Genomic DNA, 12321 nt, shown 5'->3' on the forward strand with positions numbered 1-12321 from the left:
GGGCGCCCGCAGGGCGGCCCCGGAATCAAGGGGTCACAGCGCATGCAGCCTGTTGGATTTCCGGGCCTGCGTGCTGCGCACACATCCCGGAATGACGATCCGGCTAGCGTACCATGATGGCATCGACTGGCCTGCGGGACCTATGAACCGTATGATGCCGGCGTTTCATTCGACCTTCGGTGCCACCTTGAACGCCCCGTCCGCCGCAGGCCTGCGCGACATCTTCGCTCGCGAAATCAAGTCCGGTGAACTCCTGCGGGCACTGATCGTCGTCGGCCCGATCGTCGCCGCTTACTTCGCGTCGGGCGAGACGGCGCTGCTCAATCTCGGGCTGATCGCGGTCTCGCTGCTCATTCCCGCGCTCAGGCTGCAACTGGCACCGAAAACGATCGCATGGCACTACCTTGCCATTCTCGTCACCTTTGCCGCTCTCTTCCTCGCAAGCCCCATCAAGCCGCTATTCGTCGTGCTGACGGCGCTCGCCGGCTTCCTTGCCGTGGCCGTGACGCGCCACGGCGAAGATTTCCGCACGCTCGGCAATTGGGTGTTCATCCCCGCCGTCTATCTCGCCTGCGAGGTGCGGGAGGGCGCGAGTGCCGCGGATGCATTGCGTCACGCCGGCATCATCCTTCAGTCCTCGCCGATCGCACTGGCGCTGGTCTGCGCCATCCGGATCTATGACCGGCGGCGAGAGAACGGTGGTGCGGCCCCGTTCGGGCCGCCCGCGGCCGAGTGGCTTCTGCCCGCGAGCGCGACCGCCATGGCGGTCTTCGCCGCGGCGGCGCTGGTCGAGATGCTCGACCTCGCCCAGGGGCAATGGGTGATGTGGTCGGCCGCAAGCGTGATCGTGGGTGACCTCTCCGCCTCGACCGGCAAGCTGAAGCAGCGCGCGGTCGGCGCGCTCGTCGGCGTGCCACTCGGCCTCCTCGCCGGCATCGCGCTGCCGCAAAGCCGGGTCGGCTACGCGCTCGCGGTGCTCGCGGCCACCCTCACCCTGATCTCGTTCTCCCGCTACGTCGTCGGTTTCGGCCTGCGCTGCTTCTTCATCGCCCTCGCGGCCTCTTTTGCCGGGGGCGCCAGCGGCATCGCGGAGGAACGCATCGCCAATGTGCTGATCGGCGGCGCGTTCGGTCTCGTCGCGGTGGCCTTGACCGAGATCGTCTGGCTACGCCTCATGCGGAAGGCGCGGCCGCCGATATGATGCGAAAACAGGCAGTCCGCCGTTCGAATGCGCCAATCTGTCTCGCCTTGCCTCCATGCCAGCGCCAGTCTGATGCAGTACCTTCGGAGAAAATCCGGGAGGGAATCATGTCCGCAAAACTCGATCGCCGCCGCTTCGTCGCTGCCGGTACAACCGCACTCGCGATGCCTTTCGTCTCACGCGGCGCTTCGGCGCAAGCTGCGTGGCCCTCGCGGCAGATCCGCATGATTTGCAGCTACCCGGCCGGCGGACAGACCGATCTCCTGGCGCGCGCCTTTGGCGAATTCATCTCCAAGCAGGTCGGCAAGACCGTCGTCGTCGAGAACAAACCCGGCGCCTCCGGCGCGATCGGCACGGCGGAAGTCGCCCGTGCGGAGCCCGACGGCCACACCATCCTGTGCTCGATCTCGACCACCTACATCATGAACCGGATGGTGGTGAAGAATCCGGGCTACGACATGGACCGGGATCTGACCCTCGTCAGCGTCATCCCCGGCGCCGGCCTCCTGCTGGTTGCGAACCCGAAAACCGGCGTCAAGACGCTGGAGGATTTCGTCGCCTTCGCGCGCAAGAGCGGCAAGGTCAATTTCGGCACCTACAGTGCGGGCTCGGCCCCGCACATGACGATCAACGAGCTCAACAAGCAATATGGCCTCAACATCGAGCCGGTTCACTATCGCGGCGAAGCCCCGATGTGGACGGGAATGTTGGAAGGCACCCTCGATGCTGCCATGGGCAGCTACACAGCTGCACAGTCGGTTCTGCAAAGCGACCGGGGCACCGTCTTCGCAGTGCACTCGAAGAAGGTCGACGCGATCCCGAACGTCAAGACGCTCCCCGAGCAGGGCGCGACGTCGAAATTCTTCACCGTAAGCGGCTTCTCCGGCTGGGCGGTGCCGAAGGCGACGCCGCAGCCGATCGTCGACCGCCTGGCCGAGTTCTGCGTCGCCGCCAACAACGATCCGAAGGTGAAGGAGGTTCTCGCCACTTTCGTGCTCGAGCCCGCGATCGGTTTCAAGGAAACCAACGAGCTGTATCAGCGCGAGCTGCCGATCTGGATCGAGAGCGCAAAGTCGCTGGGTCTCGAGCCGGCCTGAACCTTTGGGCAAGACGCCGTTTGGTTAGCGGCGCCGGCGTTCGACTAAAGCCCAGTGTCGGAAACGCGCTTTCGCGCTAAGATTGTGCGCCGCCGCTGGAACGCCGACCGACGCGGACGGGAAAGGCCGAGCGCATGACACCAGATGCCGTCGCCGTCGCCGTTATGATCATCCTGCTCTTTCCGATGAGCTATTTCACGCTTGCCTCGCCCGCCTTTCTGCTGGTCAGGCTCGATATCCAGCCCGTCGCCCAGCTGTTGCGCGGAATGTTCAACGCCCATTTTCTGGTGATGCGCGTCGCCGGCGTCATCGGGACGGTGGCTTTGCTGCTCGAGGGGCGCCTGATGGCCGCGATGGGCGTTGGCCTGATCGCAGCCATGGCGATCTGGGGGCGCCCTTGGTTCATGCGGCGGATGGACGACCAACTCAGCGCGAGGGACGCTGGTGATTCTGAAGCCCCGCGTCGGCTGCGCCGGCTGCACTGGAGCGGGATGTTCGGAAACGCGGTGCTGCTGGTCGTTCTCGTGGCCAGCATTCCCTACATGGCCGCGTCGGCTTGAGAGACATCGCGTCCGCCGGCACGTAACAGGCCCCCTGTCGGCCGCAGCGCACCAGCCTAATGCTCGTTCGAGCTCGCCGCGCCCTGCTGCGCCTTGTGAATCGAGGACGGCACCACGCCGAAATATTTCCGGAACACGCGGCTGAAATGCGATGAGCTGGAGAAGCCCCAGGAGAACGCGACGTCGGTGATGGTCTTGCCGGCGTGAGCCTCTAATTCCTGACGACAGTTCTGCAGGCGCGCCTGCCAGATATAGTCGCTCACCGTGGTGCCGCGCTCGGAGAACAGCATGTGCAGATAACGCTTGGAGCAGCCGAGCTCGGCCGAGATCTGGTCGATGCACAGATCCGGATCGCGCAGGTGCTCGCGGATGAAGAACTGCGCACGCACATACATCGCCTCCGGCCCGACACGATCGAACATTGTGTCGGCCTCGCGCAATGGCAGCAGCAGGAGGTCGATCAGCGAATCGGCGACGCCCACCGCGCTGTTCGCCGAGAGTTTTGCTGCCTCGTCGAAGGTGGCGTGGACGAAATCATGGGCGATCCGGCCCGTCCCGGTCTTCGCCGACAATTTGCACGCCGGCATCCGCTGCGACGGGAATCCGCGGTCTCGCAGCAGCGCCTTCGGCACGATCACGACGTCGTGACGCGTGAAGGCGGGACTGATGATCGAATGCGGGCAGGAGACGTCATAGGCGATGATGTCGCCCGGATTGATTTCGATGTGGCGGCCTTCCTGCTCGAAATAGGACACGCCGTAGGTCTGGAAGTGGATCTTGATGTAAGGGTGTTCATTGGCCTTCGCCCGCGCCAGCGTGTGCGCGATGCGATGCTGACTGACTTCGATCTGGCAGAGCTTCAGGCGCGAGACAGTTGTGTAGTCGATGCGCCCCTCGAGCGAAGACGCCTCCAGCGGATCGACATCGAAATGCCCACACAGGCTCGTCAGCCCGTCGATCCAACTCTGGATCTGGCGCTTCGGCGTCATTCCGGTCGTCGAGAGCGTATGAATTGTGTCGGACATTAATCCAGCCACTGGTTTGATCCGGAGATTCGACGCGAATCGCGACCAGCGCTACCGGAGCCCTCAGCCGTGATTGCGTGACGTTTACCTCGAATTTGAGCGGTCTCTTGCAACGTGCGCCATCGTTCCATTGCCGCCCTTGAAAGTTAATCCTCCGCCTTAGTTGCAGCGCCGTCAAGGGGAACCTGAGCGTCGAAGGCGGCCCCGCGGCAGCACGAAGCCGCTGAATTCGCTACTGCAAAATCAAAATCTTCGCCCCCGTGCGCTGTCAAGCAAACCGGTTTCTCTCTTGGACAAGTTTCCCGGTGGCGAAGTCGTTAGGGATTGCAGCAGGAACAAAAAGAACGGGCCGCTCCAGCACGTGGACCCGTGGCTCTCATCAGGAGGAGGAAACACCACAGCATCGTTTCTGGTCCCAATCGTGACCGCCCTGCACGAGCAGACGCCGGACGAGAAGCCCGGTGATTAAGCAATGCTTCGGAAACAATAAACGAGACCAACGGAGGAATGACTATGCGCAAGGTGCTACTGGCGACCTATCTTGGCTCCGCGGCGGCTCTCGCCGTCGGCAGCGCCTCAGCCAATGACGAGTTGATCAAGATGTCGCAGAACCCGAAAGACTGGGTGATGCCGGCGGGCGACTACGCCAATACCCGCTATTCCAAGCTGAACCAGATCAACGCACAGAACGTAGGGAAGCTTCAGGTAGCCTGGACCTTCTCGACGGGTGTGCTGCGCGGCCACGAAGGCGGCCCGCTGATCATCGGCAACATGATGTACGTGCACACGCCGTTCCCGAACAAGGTCTATGCTATTGACCTTGCCAACGAGAACAAGATTGTCTGGAAGTACGAGCCGAAGCAGGATCCGAACGTCATCCCGGTGATGTGCTGCGATACGGTCAACCGCGGACTCGCTTACGGCGACGGCAAGATCATCCTGCATCAGGCGGACACCAACCTCGTCGCGCTCGACGCCAAGACCGGCCAAGTGGCCTGGAGCGCGACGAACGGTAACCCGGCAAAGGGCGAGACCGGTACGTCGGCTGCGCTGGTCGTCAAGGACAAGGTCCTCGTCGGCATCTCCGGCGGCGAGTTCGGCGTGCAGTGCCATGTCACCGCTTACGACCTCAAGAGCGGCAAGCAGGTCTGGCGCGCCTACTCCGAAGGCCCGGATGACCAGATCAAGCTCGATCCGGTCAAGACGACGTCGCTCGGCAAGCCGGTCGGTCCCGACTCCAGCTTGAAGACCTGGCAGGGCGATCAATGGAAGATTGGCGGCGGCTGCACCTGGGGCTGGCTGTCCTACGATCCCGCACTGAACATGGTCTATTACGGGTCGGGCAATCCCTCGACCTGGAATCCGAAGCAGCGTCCTGGCGACAACAAATGGTCGATGACCGTTTTCGCGCGCGACGCCGACTCGGGCATGGCCAAGTGGGTCTACCAGATGACGCCCCACGACGAGTGGGACTATGACGGCGTCAACGAGATGATCCTCACGGATCAGCAGATCAACGGCCAGAATCGCAAGCTGCTGACCCATTTCGACCGCAACGGTCTCGCCTACACCATGGACCGCGAGAACGGTGAACTGCTGGTCGCCGAAAAGTACGATCCGAAGGTGAACTGGACCTCCGGCGTCGACATGGACAAGAACTCGCCGACCTATGGCCGCCCCAAGGTCGTCGCTCAATATTCGACCGAGCACGGCGGAGAGGACAAGAACACGAAGGGCATCTGCCCGGCCGCGCTCGGCACCAAGGACGAGCAGCCGGCAGCCTACTCGCCGGACACGCAGCTGTTCTACGTTCCGACCAACCACGTCTGCATGGACTACGAGCCGTTCAAGGTGAGCTACACCGCGGGCCAGCCCTATGTGGGTGCGACGCTCTCGATGTACCCGCCCCAGGGTGAAAGCCACATGGGCAACTTCATCGCCTGGGACAACAAGACCGGCAAGATCGTCTGGTCGAACAAGGAGCAGTTCTCGGTCTGGTCGGGTGCGCTCGCAACGGCAGGCGGCGTGGTGTTCTACGGCACGCTCGAAGGCTACCTGAAGGCGGTCGATGCCAAGTCCGGCAAGGAGCTCTACAAGTTCAAGACTCCCTCGGGCATCATCGGCAACGTCACCACCTATGAGAACAACGGCAAGCAGTACGTTGCCGTGCTCTCCGGCGTGGGCGGCTGGGCCGGCATCGGTCTGGCGGCAGGTCTGACCGATCCGACCGCAGGTCTCGGCGCCGTCGGCGGCTACGCGGCCCTCAGCAACTACACGGCACTCGGCGGCACGCTGACCGTGTTCTCGCTGCCGAACTAGGCCTCGCTCAGCATCGCTCCGGCGCGTGGATCAACTCCACGCGCCGGCTCGTCTCCACCGAACGCCTTCCGAGGACAATCTCTTGCGTAAAATCTGCTCTGTCATTGCTGTGATGATGATCTTCGTTGCGTCCGGCGGAATCGCGGTCGCAGACGGTCCGGGCGACCCGGCCGCTGTGAAGAAGGAAGACGACGGAAAGTGGCTCGATAAGGACGGAACCCCGACCTACAAGATTTCGGCCGACGGCACCGTGGACTGGTTCACCTATTCCGGATACCGACGTTACCATTCCGACTGCCACGTCTGCCATGGCCCGGACGGCATGGGCTCCACCTACGCGCCGGCGCTGAAGGATTCCGTCAAGAGCATGAGCTATGGCGACTTCCTCGGCGTGGTCGCATCCGGTCGCAAGAACATCTCCACGGCGCAGGAAAACGTCATGCCGGCCTTCGGCGACAACCCGAACGTCGCCTGCTACATGGACGATCTCTACGTCTATCTGCGCGCCCGCTCCACCGAAGCCTTGGGCCGGCAGCGTCCCGCCAAGAAGGAAGACAAGACAGAGGCCTACACCAAGGCCGAAGACGCCTGCATGGGCAATAAATGAACGTTGCCAGGACTGCCGAGACGACGTCCTGGCATTCTACGAAGATCTGAGGAGTTACCGATGAAGACACGCGCCGCCGTCGCTTTCGAAGCCAAGAAGCCGCTCGAGATCGTCGAGGTCGACCTGGAAGGACCGAAGGCCGGCGAGGTCCTGGTCGAGATCAAGGCCACGGGCATTTGCCATACCGACGCCTATACGCTCGACGGCTTCGACAGCGAAGGCATCTTCCCATCGATCCTGGGCCATGAAGGCGCCGGCATCATCCGGGAGATCGGTCCCGGCGTGACCTCGGTGAAGCCGGGCGACCACGTCATCCCGCTCTACACGCCGGAATGCCGCCAGTGCAAAAGCTGCCTCAGCCAGAAGACCAATCTGTGCACCGCGATCCGCGCGACGCAAGGCAAGGGCGTGATGCCCGACGGCACCAGCCGCTTCTCCTACAAGGGCAAGCCGATCTACCACTACATGGGCTGCTCGACCTTCTCGAACTTCACCGTGCTGCCGGAGATCGCGGTCGCCAAGATCCGCGAGGACGCGCCGTTCGACAAGAGCTGCTACATCGGCTGCGGCGTGACCACCGGCGTCGGCGCCGTCGTCAACACCGCGAAGGTCGAGCCGGGCTCCAACGTGGTCGTGTTCGGCCTCGGCGGCATCGGGCTCAACGTGATCCAGGGTGCCAAGATGGCGGGTGCCGACAAGATCATCGGCGTCGACATCAACGATTCCAAGGAGGACTGGGGCAAGCGGTTCGGCATGACCCACTTCGTCAACCCGAAGAAGGTCACCGGCGACATCGTCCAGCACCTCGTCGGTCTCACCGACGGCGGCGCCGACTACACCTTCGACTGCACCGGCAACACCACGGTGATGCGCCAGGCGCTGGAAGCCTGCCATCGCGGCTGGGGCACCTCGATCATCATCGGCGTCGCCGAGGCCGGCAAGGAGATCGCCACCCGCCCGTTCCAGCTCGTCACCGGCCGCAACTGGCGCGGCACCGCCTTCGGCGGCGCGCGCGGACGCACAGACGTGCCGAAGATCGTCGACTGGTACATGAACGGAAAGATCCAGATCGATCCGATGATCACCCACGTGCTCAAACTCGATGAGATCAACAAGGGGTTTGACCTCATGCACGAGGGCAAATCCATCCGTTCCGTCGTCGTGTTCTAGCTCGAAAGCCATCACACCAAGGAGGATCGACCCATGACTGTTGCACTCCATCCATCGATCGACAACGGCCTCAAACAGGGCAGCGGCAGCTTCGCCGGCGGCACGCTGGTCTGCAAATGCTCGGACCATCCGGTCAAGGTCGGCATCAAGGGCGACGTCGCGCATAACCACGCTTGTGGCTGCACCAAATGCTGGAAGCCGCAAGGCGCGACCTTCTCGGTCGTCGCCGTGGTGCCGCGTCAGAACGTCTCGGTGCTCGAGAACGGCGACAAGCTCCAGATCGTCGATGCGTCCGCGGTGATCCAGCGCTATGCCTGCAAGGCCTGCGGCACGCACATGTACGGCCGCATCGAGAACAAGGGCCATCCGTTCTACGGCCTCGACTTCATCCATCCCGAGCTGTTCCAGGAGCAGGGCTCGCAGGCGCCGCAATTCGCCGCCTTCGTCTCCTCGGTGATCGAAGCGGGCGTCAAGCCGGAGCAGATGGCAGGCATCCGCGCGCGGCTGAAGGAGATCGGGCTGGAGCCCTATGACTGCCTGTCGCCGCCGCTGATGGATGCGATCGCGACCCACGTGGCAAAAGCCAAGGCCGCCTAGGAAGGCCACTCGGGTGGAGCCATCGAGCCTCCGCCAGTCTCCAACCCGCTCGCTGGCGCCGACCACCGCCAGCGAGCCGGATCGGTCTCCGTCCGGGGACCGCCGCGGCGATGCCGCCGCCTCTGCACCACGCGTATGTGAGGACCATCAGCTCCTCAGTCCTGGTCTCTGAATGACTGCGCAGGACCGTCAGCTTCCTGCTTGAAGCTCCCGGTGCCTACGTTCTCCCTCCCTCGACTGAGGCATCCTGCTTCGTCCGTGCAGCCTTCCTGCCGGACGAAGCTTTTTTGACTGCCCCCCGCATCGCAAGCGCGCGGCATGCCGCCGCGCCCTGCTTTTGACAAACCATGGATGCAATGTTTTCCTGGTGAACACTCGGCTGTGAACGCCGAGCCGGAGCGATCTCTGTTACGATCGCGCCGTCACGATGCCGCGCGAAGTTCAATCAATTAAGAACAAAAACGGGAGGTATCGAGCCCATCCAAACATCGCCATTAGCGTTCCTGCCCCCTTTCGGGATTTGCCCGCGCGGGATGACGGCAGAATGCGGCGACACGACGCGCGAACCGTCGCCGACCGGCGTCGGCGCAATTTCAATTTGGCATGCTTATGAAGAGCGAGGGACGATCATGATCAAGGTGAAGATCAATGGCCAGGAACAGAGCTGGGACGGCGACCCGGATCTCCCGCTACTCTGGTTCCTCCGTGACGAGGCCGGCCTGACCGGCACCAAATATGGCTGCGGCCAGGCCCTGTGCGGCGCCTGCACCGTCATCGTCGACAAGCAGGCCGTGCGCGCCTGCATCACGTCGGTCAACGACGTCGCCGGGCGCGAGGTCACCACGATCGAGGGGCTGCATCCGACCGGCGATCATCCGGTGCAAAAGGCTTGGCGGCAGGTGAACGTGCCGCAATGCGGCTTCTGCCAGGCCGGCCAGATCATGCAGGCAGCAGCCCTCCTGATGGACAACCCGAAGCCCTCGCACGACCAGATCCGCGAAGGGATGGCCGGCAACATCTGCCGTTGCGGCTGCTACCAGCGCATCGAGAACGCCGTCCATCTCGCATCAACGGGAGTGTGACATGAATTTCATCGACAACCCCCGCAAGCTTCGCGGCTTCGAAAAGAACATCAGGGTGGAGAAGGTCTCGCGCCGCAGCATCCTGAAAGGTCTCGGCATCACCGGCGGCTTCGTGCTCGCCGCGCCCGTGATGTCGCGCCAGGCATTCGCCTATGAAACCGGCGCAGGCAAGATGCCGCACGGCGTCGTGGTCGATCCGCGCGTGTTCGTTTCGGTCGCGCCGGACGGCATCGTGACCATCGTCGGGCATCGTTCGGAAATGGGCACCGGTGTGCGCACCAGCCTGCCGCTGATCGTGGCCGAGGAAATGGAAGCCGACTGGTCCAAGGTCAAGGTGCAGCAGGCCCATGGCGACGAGGTCAAGTTCGGCAACCAGGATACCGACGGCTCGCGCAGCACGCGGCATTACCTGATCCCGATGCGACAGATCGGCGCCTCCGCCCGGACCATGCTGGAGCAGGCCGCGGCGAAGCGCTGGGGCGTACCAGCCACCGAGGTCAAGGCGGTCAACCACGAGGTCGTCCACAGCGCCAGCGGCCGCAAGCTCGGCTTCGGCGAGCTCGCTGCCGACGCCGCCAAGGAATCGGTGCCCAGCATCGAAGGCCTCAAGCTGAAGGACCCCAAGAACTTCCGCTATCTCGGCAAGGGCCAGATCGGCATCGTCGATCTCCACGACATCACCACCGGCAAGGCGCATTACGGCGCCGACGTGCGGCTGCCCGGCATGAAATATGCCGTGATCGCCCGCCCGCCGGTGACCGGCGGCAAGCTGGTCAAGTTCGAGCCGGAGGAGGCGCTGAAGATCCCCGGCGTCGAGAAGGTGATGCAGGTGCGCGGCTGGCCGTGGCCGTCGAAATTCCAGCCGCTCGGCGGCGTCGCGGTGATCGCGCGCAACACCGGCGCGGCGATCAAGGGCCGCGACGCGCTGAAGCTGACCTGGGACGACGGCCCCAACGGCAAATACGACTCTGTCGCCTACCGCAAGGAGCTCGAGGAGGCTTCCCGCAAGCCTGGCCTTGTCCTGCGCAAGGAAGGCGATGCGGACGCCGCCTTGAAGAGCGCCGACAAGGTCATTGTCGGCGAGTACTACGTTCCGCATCTTGCGCATGTCGCCATGGAGCCGCCGGTGGCGGTCGCCGACGTCAAGGGCGACAAGGCGGAGATCTGGGCGCCGGTACAGAGCCCCGGCGGCACCCGCGAGGACGTCGCCAAGACGCTCGGCATTCCCGAAGCCAACGTCACGGTCAACGTCACGCTGCTCGGCGGCGGGTTCGGACGCAAGTCGAAATGCGACTTCGCGCTCGAGGCCGCGCTGCTCTCGAAGGAGCTCGGCGCACCGGTGAAGGTGCAGTGGACGCGCGAGGACGACATCCACAACGGCTTCCTGCACACCGTCTCGGTCGAGCGGATCGAGGCGGGTCTCGACAAGAGCGGCAAGGTGATCGCCTGGCGCCATCGCAGTGTGGCCCCCAGCATCGCCTCGACGTTCGCCGCCGGGACCGTGCATCAGGCGCCCTTCGAGATCGGCATGGGCCTCGTCGACATGCCGTTCGAGATCGCCAACATCTCCTGTGAGAACCCGGAAGCCGCGGCATTCACGCGCATCGGCTGGTTCCGCTCGGTCTCGAACATCCCGCGCGCCTTCGCGGTGCAATCGATGGTCGGCGAGATTGCGCAAGCGACCGGCCGCGACCAGAAGGAGACGCTGCTCGCGCTGATCGGGAGCCCGCGCATCGTCAAGCCCGAGGTGAAAGACCTCTGGAACTACGGCGAGCCCCAGGACAGCTACCCGATCGACACCGCGCGCTTGCGCAAGGTGGTCGATCTGGTCGCCGAAAAGGGTGAGTGGGGACGGAAGGTCCCGAAGGGCCACGGCCTCGGCATCGCCGTGCACCGCAGCTTCGTCAGCTACATCGCGACCATCGTCGAGGTCGCCGTCGACGACAAGGGCAAGCTGACGGTGCCGAGGGTCGATACCGCGATCGATTGCGGCACCTATGTCAATCCCGAGCGCATCGCCTCTCAGATCGAAGGCGCCGCGATCATGGGGCTGAGCCTCGCCAAATACGGCGAGATCACCTTCAAGGAGGGCAAGGTGCAGCAGAAGAACTTCGACGATTTCCAGGTCGTCAGGATGGACGACTCTCCCGTGGTGACCAACGTCTACATCGTGCCGCCCGGGCCGGACACGCCGCCGAGCGGCGTCGGCGAGCCCGGCGTTCCGCCGTTCGCGCCGGCGCTGATCAATGCGATCTTCGCGGCGACGGGAAAACGCATCCGCTCGCTTCCGATCGGCAAGCAATTGGAGGCCTGAGTCGGAACCCAAGCGGCCTCGCGCCGTTTCCATCGATCTGACAGGAGCAGATCGATGATCAACATCTCAAAGGCGCTCGCAGTCTCGCTGTCGGGCGCCTTTCTTTTAACCGCATCGGGCGCGTTCGCCCAAGGCAATACCGCCCCGCCGACTACGGCCACGCGCCCGGCCGGGCCCGACCAGAACTCGCTGCCCAACGCCAATGCCCAGCCTCCCTCGGCGAACCAGACGACGGGCCAGCACAATCCGGATCCGAAGATTCGCGAGATGAACCAGAAGGAAAAGGACAAGGTCGACAGGCAGGGGAAGTAGGCGCGACGGCCAGCATAGCAAGGCACAAGCAAGAATG

At 63.8% G+C, this 12321-nt stretch carries 11 protein-coding genes; 10 read left to right on the forward strand and 1 reads right to left on the reverse strand.

Annotated elements, in window-relative coordinates; translation table 11 throughout:
• Positions 1 to 142 precede the first annotated feature (142 nt).
• The 3 genes from BCCGELA001_RS26755 to BCCGELA001_RS26765 all read left to right on the forward strand — a co-directional run bounded on the left by BCCGELA001_RS26755 (position 143) and on the right by BCCGELA001_RS26765 (position 2858).
• Complete coding sequence (locus tag BCCGELA001_RS26755) at positions 143 to 1201, forward strand: FUSC family protein (RefSeq protein ID WP_008562439.1); 1059 nt, start codon at positions 143 to 145, stop codon at positions 1199 to 1201.
• A gap of 107 nt (positions 1202 to 1308) precedes the next feature.
• Positions 1309 to 2298 carry a Bug family tripartite tricarboxylate transporter substrate binding protein gene (locus tag BCCGELA001_RS26760; protein ID WP_060736692.1) on the forward strand — a complete coding sequence of 330 codons (990 nt, stop codon included), beginning with the start codon at positions 1309 to 1311 and terminating at the stop codon, positions 2296 to 2298.
• A 134-nt stretch (positions 2299 to 2432) separates the two neighbouring features.
• Positions 2433 to 2858 (forward strand): hypothetical protein, encoded by a 426-nt coding sequence (locus BCCGELA001_RS26765; RefSeq protein ID WP_060736693.1) that lies wholly within the window; start codon positions 2433 to 2435, stop codon positions 2856 to 2858.
• A 56-nt stretch (positions 2859 to 2914) separates the two neighbouring features.
• Here BCCGELA001_RS26765 and BCCGELA001_RS26770 read toward each other — a convergent pair whose 3' ends face one another.
• On the reverse strand, positions 2915 to 3883 hold the full coding sequence (locus BCCGELA001_RS26770; RefSeq protein WP_060736694.1) for a helix-turn-helix domain-containing protein: 969 nt from the start codon (positions 3881 to 3883) through the stop codon (positions 2915 to 2917).
• 513 nt (positions 3884 to 4396) lie between these two features.
• Here BCCGELA001_RS26770 and xoxF5 point away from each other — a divergent pair.
• From xoxF5 to BCCGELA001_RS26805, 7 genes are all read left to right on the forward strand, one after another.
• Positions 4397 to 6202, forward strand: coding sequence for a lanthanide-dependent methanol dehydrogenase XoxF5 (gene xoxF5, locus BCCGELA001_RS26775; RefSeq protein ID WP_060736695.1), 1806 nt, complete (start codon positions 4397 to 4399; stop codon positions 6200 to 6202).
• Between the two features lie 115 nt (positions 6203 to 6317).
• Complete coding sequence (locus tag BCCGELA001_RS26780; protein WP_060737854.1) at positions 6318 to 6809, forward strand: c-type cytochrome, methanol metabolism-related; 492 nt, start codon at positions 6318 to 6320, stop codon at positions 6807 to 6809.
• Between the two features lie 60 nt (positions 6810 to 6869).
• Positions 6870 to 7979, forward strand: a complete 1110-nt coding sequence (locus BCCGELA001_RS26785; protein ID WP_060736696.1) for an S-(hydroxymethyl)glutathione dehydrogenase/class III alcohol dehydrogenase — start codon at positions 6870 to 6872, stop codon at positions 7977 to 7979.
• 33 nt (positions 7980 to 8012) lie between these two features.
• Entirely contained in the window at positions 8013 to 8576 is a 564-nt protein-coding gene (gene gfa, locus BCCGELA001_RS26790) for an S-(hydroxymethyl)glutathione synthase (RefSeq protein WP_008562400.1), read from the forward strand.
• A 629-nt stretch (positions 8577 to 9205) separates the two neighbouring features.
• Positions 9206 to 9658 (forward strand): (2Fe-2S)-binding protein, encoded by a 453-nt coding sequence (locus BCCGELA001_RS26795; protein ID WP_060737855.1) that lies wholly within the window; start codon positions 9206 to 9208, stop codon positions 9656 to 9658.
• A 1-nt stretch (position 9659) separates the two neighbouring features.
• Complete coding sequence (locus BCCGELA001_RS26800; protein WP_008562386.1) at positions 9660 to 11972, forward strand: xanthine dehydrogenase family protein molybdopterin-binding subunit; 2313 nt, start codon at positions 9660 to 9662, stop codon at positions 11970 to 11972.
• Positions 11973 to 12026: 54 nt separating this feature from the next.
• Positions 12027 to 12284: a hypothetical protein gene (locus tag BCCGELA001_RS26805; protein ID WP_008562384.1), complete on the forward strand. Its 258-nt coding sequence runs from the start codon at positions 12027 to 12029 to the stop codon at positions 12282 to 12284.
• Positions 12285 to 12321 lie beyond the last annotated feature (37 nt).

This window comes from Bradyrhizobium sp. CCGE-LA001, assembly GCF_000296215.2.
Classification (GTDB): domain Bacteria; phylum Pseudomonadota; class Alphaproteobacteria; order Rhizobiales; family Xanthobacteraceae; genus Bradyrhizobium.

What these genes read in the sequence shown, in the direction of transcription:
- BCCGELA001_RS26755 (WP_008562439.1), top strand. Translation starts at nt 143, where the DNA reads ATGAACCGTATGATGCCGGCGTTTCATTCGACCTTCGGTGCCACCTTG.
- BCCGELA001_RS26760 (WP_060736692.1), top strand. Translation starts at nt 1,309, where the DNA reads ATGTCCGCAAAACTCGATCGCCGCCGCTTCGTCGCTGCCGGTACAACC.
- BCCGELA001_RS26765 (WP_060736693.1), top strand. Translation starts at nt 2,433, where the DNA reads ATGACACCAGATGCCGTCGCCGTCGCCGTTATGATCATCCTGCTCTTT.
- BCCGELA001_RS26770 (WP_060736694.1), bottom strand. Translation starts at nt 3,883, where the DNA reads ATGTCCGACACAATTCATACGCTCTCGACGACCGGAATGACGCCGAAG.
- xoxF5 (WP_060736695.1), top strand. Translation starts at nt 4,397, where the DNA reads ATGCGCAAGGTGCTACTGGCGACCTATCTTGGCTCCGCGGCGGCTCTC.
- BCCGELA001_RS26780 (WP_060737854.1), top strand. Translation starts at nt 6,318, where the DNA reads ATGATCTTCGTTGCGTCCGGCGGAATCGCGGTCGCAGACGGTCCGGGC.
- BCCGELA001_RS26785 (WP_060736696.1), top strand. Translation starts at nt 6,870, where the DNA reads ATGAAGACACGCGCCGCCGTCGCTTTCGAAGCCAAGAAGCCGCTCGAG.
- gfa (WP_008562400.1), top strand. Translation starts at nt 8,013, where the DNA reads ATGACTGTTGCACTCCATCCATCGATCGACAACGGCCTCAAACAGGGC.
- BCCGELA001_RS26795 (WP_060737855.1), top strand. Translation starts at nt 9,206, where the DNA reads ATGATCAAGGTGAAGATCAATGGCCAGGAACAGAGCTGGGACGGCGAC.
- BCCGELA001_RS26800 (WP_008562386.1), top strand. Translation starts at nt 9,660, where the DNA reads ATGAATTTCATCGACAACCCCCGCAAGCTTCGCGGCTTCGAAAAGAAC.
- BCCGELA001_RS26805 (WP_008562384.1), top strand. Translation starts at nt 12,027, where the DNA reads ATGATCAACATCTCAAAGGCGCTCGCAGTCTCGCTGTCGGGCGCCTTT.